We start from the raw sequence: 26,058 nt of genomic DNA on the forward strand, positions 1-26,058 counted from the left end.
CGCAAAAGTATCTTCAACAATTATTCCTTCGGGAAATTTTGTTTAGTAATCTCTTGTGGTGTAATTTGATCTAAATTATTATAATATTCTTGCTTATTTGTAATAAAAGAAGAAACTTTATCAACAAAATCCACGGCTTTAGTTTGCTTATCATTTAAAGCAGGCAATTCTGAAGAAAAATTAAGTTCAAAATCTTTTTTTCTAACTTATAAAAATAATATAGATGAGTTTAATTTTAGTTATAAATGAATAATAAAATTTTGTGTAAATATAAATGTTAAATTTTAATACTAAATTGAATATTATATGCAACCGTTTCAAAAAAAAAAAAAAAACTATAATAGATTCGATATTTAAAAATTAAAGTCAATAAGGAACTAACGAAAATGAAAAAAAATAAAATATTACTACTATCGAGTATACTTCTAACACTAAATTCTAGTTTGCTCGTTATTTCTTGTAATAACATAAAAAAAGATACAAATAAAAATGATAACGATTCAACAAAATACACTTCTAGCCAATCAAACAAAAATAACGATAATTTAAAAATGGATTTACTTATTGTTGACAGAAATAATATAAAAGATTTTATTAATGATGGAATAATAAAACAAATTGGTTTGTCTTACAAAATAATAAGAGACTTAAAAACAAAAATATTAAAATGAATGCTGCCAAATATTTTATATTTTGATGCAAATTATAAAATTAATATCGAAGAATTAATTATGCCGAAGGTTGCAGTAATTGGAAAAAGTGCTTTTTCAGGCAACACAACTCTTACAAGTATAAGCATACCAAATGTTAAAACAATTGGAGATAATGCTTTTTTGGGTAATACTGCGCTCACAAGCGTAAGTATCCCAAAGGCTACAACAATTGGAAAAAATGCTTTTTCAGGCAACACAAATCTTACAAGTATAAGCATACCAAATGTTAAAACAATTGGAGATAATGCTTTTTTGGGTAATACTGCGCTCACAAGCGTAAGTATCCCAAAGGCTACAACAATTGGAGAAAGTGCTTTTTCAGGCAATACAACTCTTGCAAGTATAGATATGCCTGAAGTTACAACAATTGGAAATAATGCTTTTTTAGGTAATACTGCACTCACAAGCGTAAGTATCCCAAAGGCTACAACAATTGGAGAAAGTGCTTTTTCAGACAACACAACTCTTGCAAGTATAGATATGCCAGAAGTTACAACAATTGGAAATAATGCTTTTTTAGGTAATACTGCGCTCACAAGCGTAAGTATCCCAAAGGCTACAACAATTGGAAAAAATGCTTTTTCAGACAACACAACTCTTGCAAGTATAGATATGCCAGAAGTTACAACAATTGGAAATAATGCTTTTTTAGGTAATACACTGCGCTCACAAGCGTAAGTATCCCAAAGGCTACAACAATTGGAAAAAATGCTTTTAGTGAAACAAAATATTTTGAAAAACTAATAAATTCTAATGATCAAAAACTTGCAATAATAAATAATATTTTAATTGATGGTAAGAACGCTAAAGGAAAAGTTATATTGCCTGAAAATGTAACAACAATTGGAGAAAGTGCTTTTTCAGGTAACACAACTCTTGCAAGTATAGATATGCCAGAAGTTACAACAATTGGAGACAGTTCTTTTTCAGGTAATACATCACTTAAAAGTGTAAATGCCACAAAAGTTACAACAATTGGGGACTATGCTTTTGAAGGTAATACATCGCTTACAAGTGTAAATGTGCCAGAAGTTACAACAATTGGAGATGGAGCTTTTTGAGGTGATAAATCACTTACAAATGTAAGTATGTCAAACGTTACAACAATTGGGGACTATGCTTTTTTAGGTAATAGATCACTTACAAGTATAGTTATCTCAAAGGTTACAACAATTGGAAAAAGTGCTTTTTGAAACACATCACTAATTTTTGAAAAGCAAAAACTACCAGAAAATATAACAAGAGATCATTTTAAAAAAATAATTGATGGTGAAAGTTGAAAAAATAAAAAACTAATCTAATAAATTAAATGAAAATAATAATTTAAAACTATACTAAATTAATTGATTGAAAAGAGAACATAATGAAAATGAACAAAAAATGAAAATATTTACTTAAAGCAGTGTTGCTTATTTCCTTACCGCTTACTGTTTTAAGTTGTGGCGCTAATGAGCATAATTCTAACATAATAAATAACGATTCAATTTCTCACTCAACAAAAAATAATTCACAAGAAAATATTGAAAAAAAATATAAAAATCGAATAAAAGAATTAGAATCCAATATCCAAATATTAATTTCTTCTAAAAAATCTAATACAGAAAAATTAGAAAAGACCTTAAATGAACTATCTTCAGTTAAAAAACAATTAAAAGATACAATTAATAAATTGAATTCTAATAATAATGAACTAAGACAAGAAAAAATAGACCGTTCCAACAAAAATGACGATAATGAAAATATGTCTGCAGAAGTTTATAAAAAATGACAAGATGAAGAAAAAACATATTTATTATCAATAATTTCTAAATATGAATCTAAATTAAATTCTATAACAAACGATCTAACTGATGAAGAATTAAACGAATTTAAAACAGAATTAGGTATTAAGGACGAACATAAAAAATCTATCAAAGAAGAATTAAAAACAGAAATAAATAACGCTAAGGCTGCTATCGAAAATTTTGCATCAATAACTTTTGGAAAACTAGCAACAGAATTCAATAGTAATAAATATTATGTCGATCTTAAAAAGATTAATCCTAATTCTACATCGGCGATGCCAAAATTAGTTTCTGTTTTAAATCTTAAAACATTTGATCTAACAGGATTTGAAAATATATTAAACGAACCTTATTTAATGGTTCAAGATGCAATTTTAAAACTTAATAACGAAAGAAACGAACAACAATTAAAATCATCAGGTTTAAAATCATATACAGATATTCTTAATAACGATTTAGAACCTATTATTAATAAATTAGCGTCTTTTGGCATCTTTGAACGTAAATCTAATTCTTATATTAATGATTTATATCAATTATTAAGAAATTCCTTAAGCGAATATAAAGAATACAAGAAAAAAATAGAACAAAGAAATATAGATTATACTGCGTATGAAACGATTGTTAATGAATATGAAAATTTAATTAAAGGTAATTTAAGAAGTTATCAATTTAAAATGATCCAAGAACAAGATACAACAAAAAGACAGAAAATTATGGCGTTTTTAGGAACAATTGGAAAAGACGCTAAAGTCGCGATGGAAACATCAGGTAATAAGGTTTTGGAATATAAATACACGGAAGCTACAAAAATTCTTACTGATGCTTTAAAAAAATTAAATCAAGAAATAAATAATATAAATAAATAATTAAAATACATAATTATTTATTGACTTTAAAAGGAATAAAGATGAGTAATAAAAAAATAAAAATATTTTTTAGTATATTTAACCTGATATCTACATCAATGGTTATGGCAATTAGTTGTTCGAACCAAATTAAGAATACTGAAAAGGAAAATAATACAGGAACTGTTTCAGATTCTAATGTAGAAACAAATACAAACGAACCTACAACAGATTTAAATAAAAATCAAACCAATTCTATTTCAAAAACAGAATCAAATCATACAGAACCTGATTCAGGAAATGGATCTTTAACGATTATTAAAGATAAAGATATTCAAGAATTAAATTTCGATAATTTAAAGGTTAATTTTGATTTAAAAGGTCAAAAATTAGACCAATTATGATCTTCGGACGGAAACCGTATGGAAAATTTAGTCGCTGATAATTTTGTTTTATCAGGATTACCTGATGATTATGAAATTAAAATCGAATCGATTGATAAAATTTATGGAAATTCTAAATATTCAGATAAAGTCGAAGTTCATTATACTTGATCCAAAAAAACTGACGAAAATGTCAATGGTTCTGGTATAACAATGGTATATCGTCCAATCAATCAAGAATTGGATCGAACTAGAATTAACGATCATGTTCAAATTTACGACGATTACGACCGCCAACATGTTAAAAAACCAGGCGATGAATATGCTAGTTTCGAATATAAAAGTTCTGAAATGATAGATTTTATGAACCAATTATCAATGTCTAATTTCTGAATTGATATCGAACCTGATAACGTTGAAGTATTCCGTAACGATAGTAAAAACATTTTTGATTTTACCAAAGATGATGGTTATAAATTTTATTTGAATTATTTAAACGAATCGATAACCTGAACCAATCCGAATGAAAAACTTACCGAATCGGATGTTCGTAAAGATATTATTGACGATATGAATAGAATATTTAAAAATAATGACGAACGCTTTTACAGATCGGATAACATACGTAGCGGTAGATATTTAAAATATATAGACAAACCTGAAAATATCGGTTATCGTATTAATTTAGAAAATGGATTTAAACCTGTAAAATATTCTGACTTTTTTACAGATGAAGAAATCGATGATTTAAATAATCAATTTTTTGAACGTTTTGAATTACAACAAAAAATTAGAATTTACCAAGTTCGCGTTGATAAAAGAAATAAACCAATATATCAAATTGTTAAATTACAAAAAATTTACGATAAATTTACCAAACAATCAAGCGAATATATGACCGGTATTGATTTTAACCTAGGTTTTGGCGAACAACAAGACAATCCTAACAAATTTCCAGGTATTGAAGAAATTATACCAAAGGATCAAATGTCGCAAGCGTTCGCTAAACGCGTCAAATGAACCGAAAACCAGGTTGATAAATTCTTCAATTCGCAGTTTTACAAAACTATCCTTATTTCGATTACAATTTTTATCAACCTAACGAAAAATTCTTCGTTCAAAATATCGAACCAATTTTAAAAGAAGTTATCGAAGATCCGAATTTAGTTGCTAAATTAACTAAACAACAAACCAACCTTTGAAATACCTATGTTGATAAAAAAACTAAATTTCTTAAAAATCATGACGAAAGCGATTGAAATCGAATAGAAGAATGGAATAAAATATTTAAAGAATTAGAAAATTCTAAATCTAGATAAAAAACAGGATAACCCTGTTTTTTTAACAATATAATCAATACGCTAATTCTTTTTTGTCTGAACTTATTGATTTCTTGAAAATAATTCTTATTTTTTAATTAAATAAAGAAAAATATCATAAATTCTTTGATGAAAATGAACAATTAGGTTTAAGAACTAAATATTTTTGTTATGACTTTATCATCTTTAGCTTCTTAGTAAGTTATAATAAAATCGCAAACAAAGTAAGGATGTAAAATGTATAAATCACCTTAGTTATATCAAATAGATATTTTATAATTTTATCAAATAATCAAAAAACTTTATATTGTTCATTTTAACATCAATATGATTTTAAATTTCTTAATGTATTCTTATTTAAAAGGACACTTCTTTAAAAATAAATTAATATCTTAAAGAATCGCGTCAACTATAAAATCATATTTGTAAAATAAATCTTGAATTTTCTTTTTATTTCTATAAATTTAATAAATATAAAAATTCTTATATTATTATATTTATTGGCAACTAAAAAATGACACCCTTAATTAAAAGGCATGTCATTTTTTAGTTATTAATTTGTTTCTTCTGTAGGAGTAGAAACTTCTGTTTTAGTCAAATTAATTGTAAATTCTTTTTTGTGTTCTGTAGTACCATCTGTTACAACTACTTTTGTTTTTGCTCCAGTTTCTTTTTGTGTTTTAGCATTTGTTGTAACTTCACTTACATAACCAAATGTATATATTCCTTCTTGTAAATTTGAATTGTCACTATTTTTAATAGTTGAATTATCAAATAATGTTCTGAAAACTTCTTCAAAAGTTTTACCTTCTGGAACTTGTATTGAAAGTGTTTGTTCGTTACCGTTTAATTCAACTTCTTTATTATCTATATTTAATTTAAATGAATCACCAAATTGCTCTAATGCAGTAAATGATGTTGATGCATTATTTTGTTTTTCTACTTCAGAATTTATTGAATCACCTTCTTTCAATTCTATGAATTCAAGTTCTGAAAAACCTATAAATCCTTTGTTAGATTTAAATTTTGGATCAACAGTTCCTTCTGGGTCTTTTAAATTAGGAATAGTTGGTGCTTCAAAAGAGAATTTGAAATATTTATCTGTTGTTGGTTCAAAATTTATTGTTAACTCAAAAATATTACTATTTATAGTTTTCCCGTTTGGTAAATTATCTTCATCAATTAATTTATAATTATTCTCTACTTTTAGATTAAAGAACTCATTATCTAATACTTTATCTTGGCCAGAAACTAATTTAAAATCAGATTCATTATTTGTTGATGATGAATAAATTTTTATTCATTCAGGAGACATTGTTTTACCATTTTGTAATTGTACTTTATCACTATGATTATATTTATCAAAATCTCCTCAAGATTTATTTGCATTAAATCCCGATACTCTTACTCAAACTTTCATACCATGAATTTTAGAATTTGCAGGTCTATCTTTAAGATTTAAATAGAAAGTATTATGATCTTGTATTTCTGCATAATCAAATCAGTTATCTCATCTTGATTCTTGTTCTTTATTACCATCAATCAATTTAGGTAACTCAGTAGCTCTTGTTTCATTAGGTTTTTTTGGATTATGATAATCATAATATGATTTTTCAATATCTAAATTAATCTTGTCTCTTCCTGTTAAAATTGTAGAAAACTCACTATTATTTAAATTACCAACTTGATATCCTGTAGATTTTAGAGTTAATAAAGCATATTTAGTTTCAGAACCTTCTGTTTTAGTTCCTAATAATTTAATTGTTTCGTTATTAGACATTACTTTATTTTCGTCTAAATCGCTACCATCATAGTTTTTAAATGAATATCCTTCAAATGTATTTGATAAATAATTTTTAACATTTGTATTTGATATTATTTTTTTAACTTCAACATATTCATAATTCAACTCTTTCTTTGAATCTTCTGTTGTTTTTTCTACGTTCGCATCTTCTGTTCCTGCTTGATCGTTACCAGTTTCAGAACCTTCTCTTTTATCGTCTTTATTTTCTTTTGAAGATTCCTCGTCTGTTTTTGCAGTGGTTTCTTCTTCGTTGTCAGATGATTTATCTCCGTCTTTATCCCCTTCGGTTTTTGTTTTATCACCAGATTCACCGGTACTACTTTCACCTTCGGATTCAGTATCTGTTTTACTACTTTCAGAATCTTTACCGTTTGTTTTATCTTCTTGATTTTCTTTTGAAGATTCCTCGTCTGTTTTTGCAGTGGTTTCGTCTTTATTGTTAGATGTTTCGCCACCTTTATCTTCTTTTGTTTTATCTTCAGATTCACCGCTAGCACTTTCACCTTCGGATTCAGTATCTGTTTTACCAGTTTCAGAACCTTCTGTTTTATCACCTTGATTTTCTTTTGAAGATTCCTCGTCTGTCTTTGTAGTGGTTTCATCTTCGTTGTCAGATGTTTTACCACCTTTATCGTCTTTTGTTTTATCTTCAGATTCAGTTGTTGTATCACCTTCAGATTTTTTTTCTTCGTCTTTATCTTGTTTTGTATCTTCTTCTACAGGTGGAACATCAGTAGGTTTATTATCGATTAATTTTTTATTTTCAACAGTCTTTTCATATGCTTTATCTAAATTTATTTTAGCAGATACATATGCATCATTTTCTGTGCTATTTGAAGAGTAAATAGAATTTGCTCTTTGATATTCTTGTTCTAACTCTTGTCTCAATTCTGCATATTTAGCATCTGATAAAGTTTTTAAATATTCAGTAACTTTATCTAAACTTAATTTTAGTTCGTTTTTAGAATCATTATTTGTAGAATCTGAAGGTGTGTCATTTTTTGTATCCGGTTTAGCAGGATTAGAAGGTTGTTCAGGAGCAACCGGACTAGGTTTTTCTTTTTCTTTGCTAGTTGAACTACCGCAACTCATTGCCATAGTTGCAACTGAACCTAAAAGCATCGAACCTGCCATTAGGTTTGTAAAAATTTTTCTATATTTTTTACTCATAATTTAAAGTCCTTTCAATTATTTTTGTGTATTTTGATCTAAATCTAAAATTATTTGTCTTAAATCATTTATTGGTGTTTCTAGTATTTTAGAAAGATATCTAAATTTAGCTACTAATGACTTAGCCATTGTATATTTAGTCACACTTAAATTAGGTGTAATTCTAGATTCCAATGTTTGAACTAATTTTTCATATCTTCTTATTAATTCGTTTCTTACTTCAAATGAACGTTTAGTGAATTTATATGTATTTGTTTTAGAAAGATCTTCGGAAATTATTGTAAATTCAACAGAATATTGATCCATATATTTAATAACCTTAGCACCTTCACTAACTTGAATGATAATATCATTTAAATCAACATTATCATCGATGTAGTAATCTTTTTGTTCAAGATTAATACCATCCACATATTTTCCTTTAATTTTTACATCGAGCAATTGTGCTTCGCTTTCTAAAGAACTTGTTCTAAACGCTCTTAATTCCCTGACAACAACTCCATTTTTATTGTCAGGTGTTTTCATTCTTATTCTAATTGCGGTTGCATTTACAGGAGTTGCAAATTCGAATAAGGCTCCTTCGGTATCGTTTGAAGGTAGAGAAGCTACTTCAGGTTTATTTTTTAATACTACTTCTTTTCAAAGCGAACTATCTGATAAATTCGAATCTCTATGTTCGTCGATGTGACCAACTTGGTTACCGATTGGTAAATTAGTTATTGGTTGATCAAAGTATTCTATATGATATTCTTTTGGTAATCCTGAACCACCATCAACACCAAAGAATACTCTAAGAGAGTCTACGCTTTTAGTTTGATTTTCAGAGATAAGAACACCAACTCAATCTTCATTTCTCTTATTTCTTTGTCAATTAGATCATTTATTTATGCTTGTAGGTTGAGTTTCAATAATATTATCATTTAAATATTGTACTCTATCATTTGATCCGGCTCCATCGTTTGTAAAACCGGCAATTGCAATAGGAGTTTTTTGATCCGAAACTCTTGCTGAAAGATTTCTGGTTAAAATAACTCCTTGTTTATTATCTTTTGGTATTTTACGATTTACTTGGAATTCGTACACTAATAACCCTTGTTTTCCTCTTACAATATCCATTTTAATTCTTAAAGCATAACCTTTAACTGGTTTTGCAAAATTAAATATTGTACCTGCAGCATTATTTGGTGTAATAGTTGGACTTTCTTTTAGTTCAACATCTTTTCATAATGAATCGTCTGCTAAATTACTATTTGATCCGCTAATATGTGATAATCCATTAGCATTTGGTAAATTTGTTATTGGTTGATCAAATACTTGAATTTTATAATTTGTAGGTGCTTTGGCTCCACCATCTTCACCGAATCAAACTTGAAGTTGATCAAACATTTCAGGTCCAATAATTCCACCACGTGCAAATATAGTACCTACTCAATCAGATGTTCTAGTTGAGTTTCTTTGTCAATCAGATCATTTATTTGAAGTATTGTTTCTAGGTTCTACTATTCCATCGTTTATTTTTTCGATTCTATCTTGTGAAGTAGGATCAATATCATTGGTAAAACTTGCAATTGCGGCAGGATAATCAAATCCAGTTACTTGTTTAGAAATATTTAAATAATCTCCTTCTTTTTCCGGAACAACATTTATGTTTAATTTAGCTTTTAAATCTTCAACACCATCAATTGTTCCAAAAATTGAGTAATCTTCAGAAGATTCTAGATTAGATTGAGTAAATTTATCTCATGTAACTGTTTTAGTTACTTTATTGCCTAAATTATCTGTTACAAGCACAATGTCTGGTAATTGATATGGTTCAAAACCTTTAATAGTATTTAGTGTAATTTCTTCAACTTTTACGTAATCATAAATAGATACTGTAGCATAAACCGGTTCTTGTGTTTCAACAATAGTTCCAGTAATTAAATATACACCCATTTGATCTGTATTTGGAATATTATCTCATTCAACAATTTGTCTTCTTGGGAATTTATCACCTTGATACATTTTCTCTATGTAATTTGGTAGACTTATTTCTTGACCACGTTGTACAGTTAAGTTGAATGAACTATATGAATCAATATTTGATGATTCTTTTGATTTTAAAATCATTAAATTAGTTGTTTGAGTTCTAACTTTTTGACCTTTATATGTAAATTCGGCATAAACTGGTATATTATTTTTTGCAATTGAAGCATAAATTTCATTTGATTTAGAACTAAAGTATTTATTATCTTCTGGATCCAATGTTTTAATTTGAATATTACTTAATTGATCCTGTGTAATAATTGAACCGTTTGATAGTCTTAATTCTATTTTTGCATATCTACCACGACCTTCAATGATTGGTAAAACATCTAAATATGCTTCAGTATAATCATTTAAGTTTAAATGATATTTATACTTAAATATATTTACACTACCATCTTGTGCAGTTACTAAAATAATATATTCTCTATTAAATTCATCAATATCAACTATTAATTGCTCAACTTTTGCATTTTTATCAGTAGGAATAACTTCAATCAAAGGATATCCATTTTTATATTCCGATTCAAGTGTATACTCTTTAGTATCATTGTCAAAATTGTCTAATAATTTTGTACCAATATAAACCATTTCTACAGTGTTATTATTTGATTTTACTGTATCTACTTCATCGGTTAAAGCAGGTAATACACTTAAATAAGCTTTTGTTAAAATTTGAGGATTATCTTTTAAATATCCATTAATTTCAATTTCTTGACCTGGTTCAAATTCGTTTACATTTATATTTTCGGTATTTCACACCACTTCTTTATGTTCTAATTCATTTGAGTTATTTAATACTAAAACAGAATTAGATAAAACTAATTTTTCGCCTTTTACATATGATAAATATGTTTTTGTTGGTCTATATAATGTAGATAAATCAACAACTTCAACATTAAGATCAAAAGTTTTTTCTTGATAATTAGCTGTTACTGTGTATTCGCCAGTATTTGAGTTATCTAGTTTTGTTATATCTCACTCAATATTATCATTAACTTTTGTACCGTTAGATAAGATTAGATTAATATCATTTAAATTTGGTTGTTCAAATAAATTAATTGTTATTTTTCTCTTATCTAGAGCAAGCGGAATAATGGTATCAGTATTAGGTAAAGACTCAACTGTTAAAATTGTTGTTTGGGTTGATTCTAGATTTTCTGAATTTGCATTTAAAGTAATTTCACCAGATTTATTTGTAGATCTAACAATAACAAGCGCTTTACCATTGAATAAATGTCTTTTTCAAGTTCCGTCTTCATACGCTTTATATCTTTCGCGTGTAAGAGCGTCACCATTATCAACTCCGACTATTTCACCATCACCTTCAACTGTAAAATTAATTAAATTATCAGCATTCGGATCTTCAATTCCATTTTCATCAACTACAGAAACATGAACATAAGATAAAGAATCGCCGTTTGATAAAATAATATTTTTCTCAGGTTTTAATTGTACTCTAACCGGAGTAGAAGCTCTTTTAATAGTGTCTGTTGCTACTAAATTATTTTCTGAGTCGTATGCTTCAGCTGTAATTGTTTTGTTTTTAAATTCATCGTATTTAATAGGGAATTTTAAATATAACTCATTTTCGTTTGCACCTTGTTGATAAGTAATCGGATTTCCTTTTTCGTCAGTGTAGTTTGTTTGTAATGTAGCGAATTCTTTGGTAGCTATTTCTTGACCATCTGCTTTTAAAATAACTTTTTTAGCATTAGAATAAACTCTTAAATCTAAAGTTCCATCTTGGTTAACAACTAAATTTCTCATTTCTGGTTTATCAAAATTTAAATGGGGAGCTATTTTAACCATAGGATGTTCTTTAACATCTAATCATTGTGATTGATATAAATAGTAATCATTTTTAGGAAATCCAGCTGTATCTACAATACCAAAATATGATGATTTTGGTTTATCATCTCCTTTTTGACCTCATCATGGAGTAGGTTCACCAATATAATCAAATCCAGTTCAAATAAATTGACCGGCATATCATTTGTTATCTCTATCAAATTTTCATGATTGTGTAGCTGTTTTTCCTCAACCTACACGGTTATTTCCGTAATCTGATTGTTGTTTTCCATAATAATTGTTTGCGTTGGTTCCGTTATCATAACTGTTAGGTGCATATCAAACACCACGTGAACGTACGGCTGAAGATGTTTCAGAACCATATATTTTTCAATTTGGATGGAGATTATGCAATGTCGGAGCATTTGCTTCAGAATAGTTCATTCCGACAACATCAAGTTTTTCAGAAGCTGCAGCAATATTAGCATCTTGCCCGTTACCATAACGATATCTATCTGAACCTCATGTTACATATCTTGTTTGATCTACTTCTTTAATTCATTTAACTAAATTGGTTGCAACTGTAACACCTTTTGCTTGTGTACCTTCAGCAATTTCATTACCAATTGACCACATTATTATTGCAGGCGAATTAATTTTTGAACGCACCATTTGTTTAACATCGAATTCTGCTCATGTTTCACCTTCAATTGCATCAGGATGTAATGATTGTTGCTCGAAGAATCTATGATAGTCATTTGTTTTTTTACCACCATATCAAGTATCAAATGCTTCATCAATAAATAATAACCCTAACTCTTCGGCAATTTGAACTAATTTTTGATCTGCAGGGTTATGTGTTGAACGAATTGCATTAACACCCATTTCTTTCATAATTTTCATTTGACGATAAATGGCGTCATAACTAGCAACAGCACCCAACGCACCTTGATCATGGTGCATAGAAACACCATGGAATTTTAATCATTTTCCGTTTAAACTAAATCCATCATTAGATGTTCAATCTATTTTTCTATATCCATATCTTTGTGTTTCTTGATCTACAACAATATCGTTTCCATCTACATTTTCAATAATTTCTGTTTTTAATAAATATAAATTTGGATTTTTAGTATCTCACAATTGAACATTATTAACGTTAAACTCTGTCTCTAACTTAATTGAACTGCTAGGGTCTATGTTGACATCTTCAGTTTGATTTGTGAATAATATAGTTTTTTCATCACCGAATTTATAAACAGTTTTTTTAATTTTAAATGTTCTTGTTTTTGAATCGTCATTTTTAATTGTATAAATAGCTTTACTTGTAACATTTGATAAGTCGTTAACATCGAAATCATTATTGATAATTTGTGTACCATATGTTTGTAAATGTAATTTATCAGTAACTTTTAATGAGACATCCCTATAAATACCTGAACCTGAATATCATCTTGATGATTCGGATTTGTTTGTTACTTTTACTGTTATAACATTCTTAGCACCTTTAGAGTAATCTAAATATTTACCAATGTTATAATTAAATTCTTGATATCCTGAAGGATAAGTAGATATATATTGTCCGTTTACATAAACTTCAGATTCCATGTAAACACCACCAAAATGAATCTCTATTTCTTTATCCTTTCATTCTGGTTTTACATCTAATTCTTTTCTATATCAAGCACTTCCGCCCTCTAAAGAACCTCATTCATTTGAAATAGTTGAACTAAAATCATTATAAATTGATCAATCATGAGGTAAATTAACGTTTAGCATATGCGAATCATCAAAATTAGTTTTTTTAACTTCAACTGAGTCGACATCATTTATTTTAGCAAATCTTCAATTATCATTTATATTAATAACTCTTTGGTTATCAGTTCCAATTTCGGTATCATTTTTTTCTTTTACATCTTGAATTTCGTTTTCGAAATTAATATCTTTATAACCGCTAATTTCTCTATCTACACTAAAAACTTCTTTAGTTGACAGATTTTCAAAAGTAAACTTGGCGCTCATTTTATTGTTTACATAATCATAATTTATAATTTCAACATTATTAACATTTAAATTTTGACTATTAAATTGAGACAATAATTCTGTTTTATTATTCAATTGGTTAAAATCTGTAATATATTTATTTTCTAATAATTTATCAATTAGTGCAATGTTTATTTTGCTATTTGCTTTATTTTCTTCTGTAGATTGATTATCATTTTTTTCTTTTTCACTCTCTTTTTTAGTGTTTGGTGCAAAACAAGAAACAACGGTTGCAATTGATGCAAAACTGACTAATGATCCTAATATAATTAATGATTTATATTTTTTCATAATTCTCCTTAATTATTTTTATTCTTTTTAATTTTTTTAAATGCAAGATAAAGGGCCATACCAAATGTAACAATCGCATTTAATACAATTAATAAAACTAATGAACTTGAAACATTATTTTCTTTTTTTGTATTTTTAGATGGCGACTCTTTTTCAATTACCACAACATTATTCTCAGGTTTAGTTCCTATATTTGATTCGATTAATGAATACTTATGAGCAGTATTAATTAAATCATCAGTTTGATCTAATAATTTTGCAAATTCAATTTCGTTTTGTGGATTTTCTTTTAGAGAAGTTTCGATATTATTAACCAATTTTGTTGTTGAAGAATAAATTTCAAAAGGTTTAGAATTGTCTTTTGCTTCTCTAGATTTTTCTAATAAATCACTTAAAACCTGTTTTTTAGTTAAAAAATCTTGGTACATTTTATTTAAAGTATCTTTTTTTAACTCTAATGTTTCTAAATCTCTACCTTTTTGATACAATTCTTCGACTTTATCAGAATAGGTTTTTGGATCATATTCCTCTAAACTTAATAATTTTTCCGCTTGATATTTAATATTTCTTTTTCATTGAACAAAAATATCATTTAAATTATCATCTATATCATAAAGGTTTTGTAAATACATTGTTGTTGAAATATTATTAGATAAAGAATTTAATTTATCATTAACACTATCTTTTATTCTTAAATATTCTTCTAAATATTTATCGAGATTTAAATTATTTTTATTTAAATTTAAGTCGTCTATAGATACTCCTAAATCTTTTACAAATTTTTGGAATAATTTTGAATTTATATATTTATTTGAAGGTTTTAATAAATCTAACTTATCTTTAAATTTAGTTAATTGCGATTTAACTATTTTTGATACTTTTTCAAAATAAGCTGCGTTAATCTCTTTAATTTGTTGGTTTCTCTTATTTAAAGCTTCTTTAGAATAAAAATCTAAGTTTTTACGTGTCACGTCTAATAATTTATATTCTGAAGTTAAATCTAATTTTAAAATATTATTTTTAGTAATTAGATCAATAGAATTTTCTAGAATATTTATTTCCTTTAAGGATTCATCATTTATTTGTGCTTTTTCTAAAGGTACTACTTTTAGTTCAGATAGTTTTTCTCCGATGGAAGATAATTCACTATTAGAATGAATACTTTCATTATTATCGTAATATTTATCTAAATTATTAATCAAATCATTCATTTTTTCAAACACATGATTTGGATAATCATTACTTGTAGATAAACTCAATAAATCTTTTCTTAAAGTATATAATTCTAAATAACGATCAGATTTAGATTTATCAAATACTAATTTACTTTTGATTTTAGTTAATTTGTCAATTCATTTTAAAACTTCATCGTTAGTTAAACTATTATTTCTAGTATTTTTAAATGATTTGAATGTTAATAAATTATTATTAAGCATAACAAATGTTTTTTTAGTTAAATCTTCTGAACTATATTTTTCTAATTCCGCAACTAAGGAATCAAGTTTGTTAATATTATCTTGATTTGCTACAACATCATAAACATACTTAGATTTTATAAGTTCGTTTCTCAATCTATTAATTGCAATTTGTGAATATCCTAATTTGTTTTTTAACAATTCTTCTGCTTTAAAAATTAATGTATCAATATTTTGGTTTGATGTAAATGTAATATTTTCGTGTTTTTTTCGAGATTCTTTTAAATCTTCTAATGCAGTTTTAACTTCTGAATAATCTAAACGATTAAAATTACTTAAAACATCAATTTTATCAAGATGCAATTTAGAATTTCTATATTGAATATTTAGTTTAAGAACAATTTCATCTTTATCGAGAGGTGCTCTAAAAAAGTTTTCCACTTGGTCTAGATTACCCATTTTTTTGTTTTGGGTGACTCCGGTTGTTTTATTGTAAACTGTCGCATAAACTAAAGCATGCGAAATATAAAGAGGGTCTTGCTTAATGTAAAATTCATTAAATAAAGCATTTTCATCTGATTCACTTTCGATAACTAATTCTCCGTTATCAGAGTGCGAAGTAAAGATAAAATCAGAATCTTGGAATAAATATTTATACATATTCATTTCTTCGTTATAATCCGATGAATGAACTCTATAATTATTTACTTTTTCGACATTTTGCTTATTGGCACCATTGGTTATTTGTTCAACATGTGAACTTCTTACTAAGCTAAAATCAGTAATACTAAACTCTAATTCTTCTTCTGAATCGTTGAATAAAATAATATATCTAGCAATAAAAGGTTTTTCATCTGATACATCTTTAGGTACTGAGTTAATTTTATCAAATGTTGTTGAATAATATTTCTTTAGTTTCTTGTTATCTTTATCTTTTCCATCTAGAACTAAATTATATGATGTTATTTGTGAGACGACATTTAAATCAAACGCAATATATTGACCACCTTTTAAAGTTAAAGTTTGTTTTGTTTCATCTTTAGGACTTAAGTATTCTATTTTTGATGCACCAATATATGCTGCACCCACATTTTCACGGTTATTAGGATCTATATTTGAAATAATTTGAGAATTTGCACTTTCATTTTCAACAGTTTGCTTATACAATTCTGAATTTGCAATTTGACTTTTATTTTCTTTTGAAACATATAAATTATCTAAATTTATATTTCCTGACTTTGATTTAATAAAATTAATTTTATTTAAAATGAGTTTTGCAAGAGGTTCTAAATATTGATTACCTGGTCTAACAATTTTTTCTTTATCTCTTGGTTTTGAGCCTTCTTTTAAATCTTCTCTAATTAAATGTTTAGCAAAATTAAATGCCTCTCTAGCTTTATCAGCGTATTGATATGCTTCAAATAATTTAGCTTGTTTTAATCTAATGTTAAAATCATATGAATTTAATTCATCAAACAATTTCATTGCTACTAAAGCATTCTTAATTGTTTCGGCTATTTTAGATAATGATAATCCAAATAATTCCATTTCTTGCTTCATTTTTTCATTAGTTGAATAATGCATAAATTCATCATAAGCATCAATTATGGATTCCATTTCACTTAATAATTGTTCTCTATCTGATTCATTTAAATTATTATTTGAATTCAACGAATTTGTAATCGAATTGATTAATGGTCTTATATCCTTAGATTCATCATCAATATTAACTCCTCATCTAGTTCCATCTTTAGATGTAGAAGTCATGTGACTAGCTAATTTCATAAGGGCTTCAGGGGCTTCAGGGGCTATTTTATAAAATGATTCTTTTCATTCTTTTCAAGCGTCAAAGTCTTTAATATTTCATGTATACGAGCTTATTGCACTAATTGCAATTTTAGATAATTCACCTTCTTGCATTGGGTTTGTTACAACACCTAATAATTTACTTGGTTCAACATCGTTATTTAACATTGTTCCGGGCCCTAAATTAAGGGCTGTATAATCTGGATCATTTACAGGTCAATTTAACCAAAATAAAGGTGACCTATTTGTTCCAGAAGTATTAACTCATCAATTTATAGATCTTGTTTCTACACTACCAAAAACATTAGCGCCTGTATAAACAATCCATACTTTAGAATTATCAGGTAGTTCTCTTTGGTACTGTTGCAATTGGGCCACTGTTCCTGATCATGTATTTGACATTCCTTCATATTTTGTTGGAACAAACACAAAACCTTTTACTTCTCTACCCTCTTCAGAACCTCATGCAACTAAATCTTCGATTAATTTTTTTACAAGATTAAATGGTTGACCATCAATATCATCTGCTAATAAACCAAATTGCCTAATACCGACTTCATCATACATTTGCTTAAATTTCGCTTTCAATTTTGTAACTTCAGAATCATAATTGTTTTGCAAATCAATAGCATGTGATTTGTTAATTCATGGATGCACGGTTCATGTAAATTCAACACCAGCATAATGCCCTGCTTCAACTGTTTTTTTCATTTTTTCAATTTCTTCAGAAGGATATAATTCATCTCATTTTACACTATGATACGGATCATCTTTTGGAGCAAATATATATGAATTAGCTTTATATTTACCAGCTAATGTCATCATTGAACTTCTATCATCTCAAGACCAAGGTACTCCATAATACCCTTCTATAAAACCACGAATTTTAGTATCAGCATAATCATTAATTACTAAATCTCTAATAAATTGACCGTTCATTTCTTCAAATATTCAACTCAATGTATTAAAAGCAGCGAAAACACCTTCTTTATCTTTAGCAATTATTACGATATTATTATTTTTAACAACTAGAGAATAAGCATCAAACTTATTGAAATCATTATCAATTTCTGATTCATATTTAGACTCAATATATTTAGACACTTCATCATCAGAACCTTTTATTCCGATTAATACTCTAGTATTTAAATTATTTTTGTCTAATAAATAATCTAAAGTGTTCTCTGATTCTAGAGTAGATTTAAGATTTAAAACAGATTTAATATGATGATCTAAATATTTATCCGACAAAATTGATGATCCACGAACTAGTGTATATTTTGATGAAATAAAACTTAAATTATCAAAATACTTTAAATTATGTGGATTAGGATTAATTGTATATTCTATTTTAGAAACTTCTTTTTCAGAGTCGTTTAATTCAGTTTCGTTTAATGTTTGGTTACTGCTATTAAGCGAAACCAAACCAAATAAACTTGAAGTCACTCCTAAAAGAGTAATTTTATTTAAAAATTTCTTATTTATTTTCATAATTTACCTCAAAACGTTCGTATATAAGTATTCTTTTATACAAATTAAATTGTACATTTCTATATATAGAGGCAACTTTTATGCATAAAATATTTTTATTTTAATTTTTAAATAATTTAAAAAAAATGATTTACTCCTTTTTTAGAATTAAATATTCAATTATTAAAAATGTATTTTTTAAATGTTAAGCATAATAAATAATTCTGAATTTAATAAAAAAACATAAGAAAATTTCTAATTTCTTATGTTTTTTTATTATTTTTTATTTTCGTTTTTAATATTATTCCTAATGGCTATAGATAGTGAATTACTATAAGCTTTAGTTGTTTTTTTAAGTTCTTCAATAAATGATTGATCTAATTTTACTTTTGGATTTGACATAATTCCTCCGTGTAATATTCATTATATTTTTCTTATAATATTATATCACTATAAACTTATTTTTTTATTAAAAAGTTAATATTTTAATCATTTTTTTACCAAAAAATAAGTTTTTGTAAAAAAACTCACTCTTTTAATGAGGAGTTTTTAAAATTATAATCCTAATTCTTCGTCAGTTGGAATACTTAAGTTATCACCAACGTATTGAAAAATTTCTGGTGATTGCTTAATATATTTACCATCTAAAATTCTAATAACACTTTCGACCGTGTCTTCTAATTTAACATATTGACCAGGCGCCTTTGTAAAATGCTCTGTCATAAAGAAATTTTGTGTAAAGAAGTTTTCTAGTTGTAAAGCTTTTTTAACAATGACTTTACTTTCTTCATCAAGTTCATCGAATCCAAGAATTAAAATAACATCTTCTAAATCTTTATAAGCTTTTAAAATACTTTTTGCTCTTCTTATTGCTTCAAAATGTTTTTTTCCAATAATTTTTTCATCTACTGAGTTAGAATTTGATGCAAGCGGATCAAAAGCAGGGAAAATATTTTTAGCAGATTGGGCTCTTGATAAGACCAAACTTCCATCAAGGTGATTAAACACCGCAACTGCAGAAGGGTCCGATAAGTCATCCATTGGTAAAAACATAGTTTGGAACGAAGTAATTGATCCGTTTTGGTTTCTATATAAACGATCCTCAATATTAGCAACGTCACTATCAAGTGTTGATTGGTAACCACCAACAGAAGGTTTTTTACCTAATGTAGCACTTGTTTCATTTTCAGCTTGAACAAAACGGTATATGTTATCAATAAATAATAAAACATCTTCTTTTTCTCTATCTCTTAAATATTCAGCAGCTGTTACACCAATTGGTACAATTGACATACGTGCTCCAGGTGATTCGTTCATTTTAGAGATATACATTACTGATTTATCCATTAATTTAGATTGTTCTAACTCATTGAATAGTTCAATAGCTTCTCTTGAACGTTCTCCAGAACCAATAAAAACATTAGATGTTTTTTGGTTTTTACGATTAACATTAAAAATAATTTCTTTCATTAAAACTGTTTTACCAACTCCGGCACCACCAAAAATACCTAATTTATATCCTTTAATAATTGGAATAAAGAAATCTATCGCCTTAATACCTGTTTCTACAAGAGTTACTTCATTTGTTAAATATCTATCATTATTAATAATAGAATTCATTTCAATGTATAAAGGTTTTGTACCTCTTCCTTCTAAAAGAGGTTCTCCACGGAATGAATAAATATTATTTCTTGATCCTTTACCAACTGGAACATAAAAACTTCTTCCTGTGTTTGTAACACTATCATCAATGGAAATTTCGTCAGAAGCATAAATAATTATAGCTCTAACTGTTGTATCATTTAAAACTCTTTTAACTAATAAATATGTTTTACCATTGTGTAAAGTTAATAATGTATTAACTTTTGGTAAATTTTCTTTATCAAACTTAATTTCAATAATATCTGATCATAAATTTAAGATTTTACCTAACATTATTTACCTCCGTTTGTTTCTTTAACTTTTAATTCTCTAGATACTTTTTCTAAATATGCTTCATCTAAACCAATGAAATCATATTCATTATCAATATCTCATTCCAAACTATTGTAATCCGAAAATTGTTTTAACGCACTAGCGAAAAATGATTTAACTAAATTATCATCATAACTTAATCCATTAATAATTCTATTGTAGTTTTCTTTTGCTTGTTGATTTTCAACAATAAATTTATTTAAGAATTTCATAGCTAAATCTTCATTACTAATACCTTTAAGAATTGTTCATGAAACTAATTTAGAAGTGAATAAAATTAATTCTTGCTTATATAATGTAAATCCTCTTTGTTGAAACATTTTATCAATAGTTTTACCTTTGTAAATCAACATAGATGTTTCTTTATTAAAATCGTAATCTAACATAGCCAATTTTAGATGACGTTTATATTGTTTATAAATTTTACCAACTTCGGCAGCAATTTTTGTAACTTGACGACTTTGCACGCTAGAACCTGTACGAGAAACAGATAAATTAATATTAATAGCCGGCAATACACCTTGTGAGAATAAATCTGCGCTGGTTACAACTTGACCATCAGTAATAGAAATAATATTTGATGCAATTAATGAAGTTATATCTCCATCAACTGTTTGTAAAATAGGTAATGCAGTAATTGTTTTACGTCCAACAAACGAACCTGAACGCTCTAATAATTGAGAGTGTGAGAAGAAAGTATCTCCTGGCATGGCTTCTTTTCCGACTGGTCTATCAGTTAGTAAAGCAATTTCACGAATTATATTTGCATGTTTAGTTAAATCATCAAACACAATTAAAACATCATGTGTTTTTGATAAATTTTCAGCATGAGCCATACCAATATATGGTGCTAAATATTGTTCGTATGCACTTGTAGAAGGTGCATCAATAATAATTGTATTTGATAAAGCTTGATTTTCACTAAGTGTGTTGTATATTTTTGAAATAGCTTCACGTTTTTGACCAATAGCAACATAAATACATTTAACACCATTTCTTGCTTGATTAATTATTGTATTTAATGCTATATGTGTTTTACCGGTTTGGCGGTCACCAATAATTAATTCTCTTTGACCTTTACCAATTGGTATCAAAAGATCGATTGGAATAATACCAGTGAATAATTGTTCATTTAAGGTTTTAACAGTCATCAAATCGTGTGCTAATTCAAATATTTTAGCAGTTGATTGACCTTCATTTGGAACTAAATTATTTTTTTGTTTTGTAGGTAAAATAATATTCCCTTCAATATCAATAACTTTTCCAAAGTAACTGTGATATGTATATACACTTGCTTCGTTATTTTCTAAAACAATCTCGGCATTAATTCTTAATTGTGTATTTTTTGTGTTTGCAATTAAAAACGCCTTATTTTTAGTTGCGCTAATTAACATAAGCTTAACTTCTGAATTTTCTTTTAATGAATAAAATTGTCTCTGTTTATAAGGAAATTCACCGCTTACTTCAACAATATAGTCAAATATTGATGTAATTTTTGGATTATTTATCATATTAAATTCCTTTCACTCCTAAACCTACAGCTAATAATACAATACCAGCTATTAAAACGATGGCCATTGTTATACCAATAAGTAGATAAAGTTTTTTAATTTGTGTTGTTTTTTTATTAAATTTGATTAAAGCAACCATTAAGTTGATTAATGAACTTAAACCACCAATTACCAATAAGAATATACCAAAATCTCTTAAGAAATTGGATTTTTCATCAGACTGGCTATTTAATATTTCAATTGCTTCTTCATAATATTTTTGAAAATCTTGTTTTGCTGTTTCGTTATTTAAATCTTTTGATTTAGTTAATTCATTTAAGATTCTTTCATGTTTCGAAAGAGATGTAAGCGAATCAATAAATGAATCGTATCAAATTGTTAAACTAAAAGAACTAGTTTTGACTATTGAATTAAGTTTGTATAAATCAAAACGAACTAAATTATATAAATCATTTAAAACATTTAAATTAAAGTTTTGAGATTCTCAATCTTTAATAATTTGAGCACGATAAGGTTCGCTTTGATCTTCGATTGCTACACCTCAAAATCCAATAATTTGTTCTTCGTAGGCATTCAACATTAATTCATAGTATGGTAAACTATTTACTTTTGAATTTTTTAATTCATTTAATGTTCAAATTCATAAATCTTTTGAGGTTGCTTCTCAACTATTAAAGTCATTATTATAAGATTCGTTAATTTCATTTCTTTTATCATCAAAATCTTTGCTATTATTTAAATCAACAGCTTTTGCAATCATTGAGAAAAGAGCTCTTGAAAGTCTACCACTTTTTAAATCTGTATAATTAATTTTTGAATCAATGCCTAAAGCATGATATAACCTACCAAATTGATCTTTTATTTGGTCAATTTCTGCCTCATGTAAATAATTTTTTGATAGAGCTTCTTCGGATGTATCTAATTGAATTTCAATTTTATATTCTCTTTTTATATTTTTAGTTTTATCATTTCTATCGCTAATCATTACGGTAGCTAACATTTTACCACTATTTTCTGCAATATCAATTACATCATAACTATACCTTGTATTATATGGATTATCAAAGTAAAAAGGAGAATTTTCACGTCTTAAATTATAATCTTGCTCTTCTTTAGCATCAATTTGTTCTTTAGATGTTGGTTGTTCTGAATTTGCAACTTCACCGTTAGAATTGTTATTTGTTGTATTTGAAGTTGATGTTAAAGAACTTTGATATTGATTTTTATATTGTTGGAAAATGTTTTTTAATTGTTCTTTTGTTATATTCCCTAAAGAAGCTTTAACATTTGGTAGTAAAGCAGGAATAGCTAAAATTTGTTCTTCAGGATCAACTGGTTCTGCAGGTAATGGCTCGGTTGGTTGTCCCTTTGGAGGTCTATTTGGATTTGTAGGATTTTCGGTGGGTTGTTCTTGATCTTGTTCTGTTTCCTCTTCGATTTCTGTTTCTTGATTTGCTGTTAAGTCAAAATCAATAAAACGAGGTCTGATTCTAGATTTGAAATACTCTTCTCAAGATCCATAATTTTTAGGAACAGTAATTGTATAACCTTGTTTATCTCCGATTGTGTTAAATTCTAAATTAATATCTTTTTCAATTTCGAGCGCATCTTTTTCATTATAAATTATTGAACCTATTGATGTTAATAATTTATCACCATACTGTTTAATGCTTTCTTGAAATTTACCTTTTTGAAGACCGTTAACTTCGTCTTTAGTTTCAATTGATATAACACCATCTTCTTTTACTTCATATTTTTTCTTAATAGCTTCGACGTAGTTTGTTGTTGCGCTTTTCCCTAAAGTTACACCTGTATATTCTTTCCCGTTATAAGTAACATTACCTTTATCAAATTTTTCGTTTTGAGATAAAACATAAGGAAAAATAATAGTAAATTCGTAATCATCCGGTTTTTCTAACATTTTTGCTTTATTAGATTCTAAATAATTTTTTAAGATATGTAAATAAGTAAGTCTACTTAGTCTTTGTTTATAATCTAATTCATCCGACTTACTATCGTTTGAAGAACCTTCTGTTCCTTGGTCTTCACTAGGTCTAGCTTCTAATTTGGCAATTTCATTATCAATATAACTATTTGCCGCTCCTAATGCACTTTCAAGAATTTTTTTAATTTCTTCTTTTGCTATTTTGTCGTACTCAGGAAATTCATTGCTTAATCTTGGCTTTTCTTTTTTGGGATTAGCATTATTTGTATTTGAGTTAGAGTTTGAAGCTGAAGTTGGAGTAGATGGGGTAGTTGTAGTAGTTTCATTACCAGCAGAAATTAAAGAAATTGGTAAAACTGTTGAAGTAACTAATGAAGCAAATTTTCGAAATTTACGTTTTTTACTCATAATCATCCCTTTCTTTAATTTTTAACTGTTGCATCAATTTATATTCATATAAATCTTCTCTTAATTCATCTAATTTTATTGTTTCATCAATTGTTAAACCAATATTTTGCTTAAATTTTAAATAATTGATTCTTTCGTTTAAGGTATTAATTTTTTCTTTGTGGTTTTGTTTATTTTTCGATCTTTTATAAAATTTCATTGATGAAAAAGTTTTAATAATAGTTTCATCCTCTTCGATAACTATATTTGCATTTTTTAAAAATAAATAAAATTCATTTTCTTTTTCGGATGTAAATTTAACTAATATTTGCGGATATGCACTTATTGAATTTTTCTCTAATTTAATTCAATCGTCTTCATCATTATGATTAATTGATAAAAAGTATCCTTTAAGTGTTAAATGTTTGTTATCTATAAAAGATATGTGGATAGTTTTAAAATTCATCACTACCCCCTTCTTCAAAAACAGTTTTCTTTTTCTTTGTTAATAAAACTATTTCTTCAATTTGTTTTTCTTGTTTTACACGATTGATACGCTTAGATATTTTAAGTAATTCATCATCTAATTGCTTACTTTTTTGGTTTGTAGCAACTAAAGCATTTTTAGCACTATAAAATGATGATTCAGTGATTAATGAATTTATTGAGTTTTCTAAAAATATATTTATTTGGTTTTCGATAAAAGTTTCGATATTAGGGAATATTTTATAATCTTTAATAGTTTCATCAAATCTATTTTTATTTTTAACACCTAAAATTTTATCAATATCAAAATTTTCTAAAGGCAATATTGTGAATGGCTTTTTAAAATTCTTATTAGAATTAATTACAAAATGTACTCTAGAATAATTATTATCGATAAATAAAATTTTTGTCATTTGAGTGAGCGTTTTAGCTAATTTGTTTACAGAAGAATTTTCAAATGACTTAATAACACTTAAATTGTTTTGTTTCGCAAATTGCAAGGCACGATTACCAATAGTAATAAAATCCGTTTCTTTATTCTTGATATTTTCTAATATATTTCTTTCATATCTAGAATATGAATCTGTACCATATTTTTGTTCTTCTGTTAAATATATGTAAAGTTCTTTTTCTTTGATAAATTTTGATTTCATTGATTTTAAGAAATTGTTATTCTTAACTAAAGACACATTTTCGATAAAACTATTTTTAATGTTATATTTATTTTTTAAAGCTTCAATTAATTGAATATTTAAAACCGAATTTTCAACATAAAAACTTAGTGTTTTAGTTAATTTCATAATATTAATTAAAAGAATATTTTTATCATTATTAACCTTTAATTTAATATGTTCAAGGTTATTTTTCTTTTGTACAATATCTTTTAAATGCAT

14 protein-coding genes are annotated in these 26,058 nt (G+C 26.7%); 4 read left to right on the plus strand and 10 right to left on the minus strand.

What is annotated here, in order from left to right; translation table 4 throughout:
- Positions 1-20: 20 nt before the first annotated feature.
- Positions 21-167 carry a hypothetical protein gene (locus JXZ93_RS02100; RefSeq protein WP_205852585.1) on the minus strand — a complete coding sequence of 49 codons (147 nt, stop codon included), beginning with the start codon at positions 165-167 and terminating at the stop codon, positions 21-23.
- 219 nt (positions 168-386) lie between these two features.
- Here JXZ93_RS02100 and JXZ93_RS02105 point away from each other — a divergent pair, with 219 nt between their 5' ends.
- The 4 genes from JXZ93_RS02105 (at position 387) to JXZ93_RS02120 (ending at position 4,868) form a co-directional block, all read left to right on the plus strand.
- On the plus strand, positions 387-1,391 hold the full coding sequence (locus tag JXZ93_RS02105) for a leucine-rich repeat domain-containing protein (RefSeq protein ID WP_205852586.1): 1,005 nt from the start codon (positions 387-389) through the stop codon (positions 1,389-1,391).
- 20 nt (positions 1,392-1,411) lie between these two features.
- The gene (locus JXZ93_RS02110) at positions 1,412-2,014 is read left to right on the plus strand and encodes a leucine-rich repeat domain-containing protein (RefSeq protein WP_308699389.1); all 603 of its coding nucleotides are present in this window, start codon (positions 1,412-1,414) and stop codon (positions 2,012-2,014) included.
- 62 nt (positions 2,015-2,076) lie between these two features.
- Positions 2,077-3,366 (plus strand): hypothetical protein, encoded by a 1,290-nt coding sequence (locus tag JXZ93_RS02115; RefSeq protein ID WP_205852588.1) that lies wholly within the window; start codon positions 2,077-2,079, stop codon positions 3,364-3,366.
- Positions 3,367-3,407: 41 nt separating this feature from the next.
- Complete coding sequence (locus JXZ93_RS02120; protein WP_205852589.1) at positions 3,408-4,868, plus strand: hypothetical protein; 1,461 nt, start codon at positions 3,408-3,410, stop codon at positions 4,866-4,868.
- 732 nt (positions 4,869-5,600) lie between these two features.
- On the opposite strand, the gene JXZ93_RS02125 is transcribed toward JXZ93_RS02120, so the two are convergent.
- From JXZ93_RS02125 to JXZ93_RS02160, 9 genes are all read right to left on the minus strand, one after another.
- Entirely contained in the window at positions 5,601-8,021 is a 2,421-nt protein-coding gene (locus tag JXZ93_RS02125) for a hypothetical protein (RefSeq protein ID WP_205852590.1), read from the minus strand.
- 18 nt (positions 8,022-8,039) lie between these two features.
- On the minus strand, positions 8,040-14,171 hold the full coding sequence (locus JXZ93_RS04210) for a glycoside hydrolase family 2 TIM barrel-domain containing protein (RefSeq protein ID WP_205852591.1): 6,132 nt from the start codon (positions 14,169-14,171) through the stop codon (positions 8,040-8,042).
- 8 nt (positions 14,172-14,179) lie between these two features.
- Positions 14,180-18,883, minus strand: a complete 4,704-nt coding sequence (locus tag JXZ93_RS04215) for a beta-N-acetylglucosaminidase domain-containing protein (protein WP_205852592.1) — start codon at positions 18,881-18,883, stop codon at positions 14,180-14,182.
- Positions 18,884-19,138: 255 nt separating this feature from the next.
- Complete coding sequence (locus JXZ93_RS04010; RefSeq protein ID WP_255533578.1) at positions 19,139-19,264, minus strand: hypothetical protein; 126 nt, start codon at positions 19,262-19,264, stop codon at positions 19,139-19,141.
- Between the two features lie 153 nt (positions 19,265-19,417).
- A complete protein-coding gene (locus JXZ93_RS02140; protein WP_205851749.1) occupies positions 19,418-20,797 on the minus strand; it encodes an MSC_0618 family F1-like ATPase beta subunit in 1,380 nt (459 codons plus the stop codon).
- Entirely contained in the window at positions 20,797-22,347 is a 1,551-nt protein-coding gene (locus tag JXZ93_RS02145) for an MSC_0619 family F1-like ATPase alpha subunit (protein WP_205851747.1), read from the minus strand. Before JXZ93_RS02145 ends, JXZ93_RS02140 begins: the two co-directional genes overlap by 1 nt.
- 1 nt (position 22,348) lies before the next feature.
- On the minus strand, positions 22,349-24,700 hold the full coding sequence (locus JXZ93_RS02150; protein WP_205852593.1) for an MSC_0620 family F1-like ATPase-associated subunit: 2,352 nt from the start codon (positions 24,698-24,700) through the stop codon (positions 22,349-22,351).
- Positions 24,693-25,145, minus strand: coding sequence for an MSC_0621 family F1-like ATPase epsilon subunit (locus tag JXZ93_RS02155; RefSeq protein ID WP_205851743.1), 453 nt, complete (start codon positions 25,143-25,145; stop codon positions 24,693-24,695). Before JXZ93_RS02155 ends, JXZ93_RS02150 begins: the two co-directional genes overlap by 8 nt.
- On the minus strand, positions 25,135-26,058 hold the full coding sequence (locus JXZ93_RS02160) for an MSC_0622 family F1-like ATPase gamma subunit (protein ID WP_205852594.1): 924 nt from the start codon (positions 26,056-26,058) through the stop codon (positions 25,135-25,137). The genes JXZ93_RS02155 and JXZ93_RS02160 overlap by 11 nt, the downstream gene beginning before the upstream one ends.

The sequence above is a fragment of the Mycoplasma sp. CSL10166 genome (assembly GCF_017116885.1).
Taxonomy (GTDB): domain Bacteria; phylum Bacillota_I; class Bacilli_A; order Mycoplasmatales; family Metamycoplasmataceae; genus Mycoplasmopsis.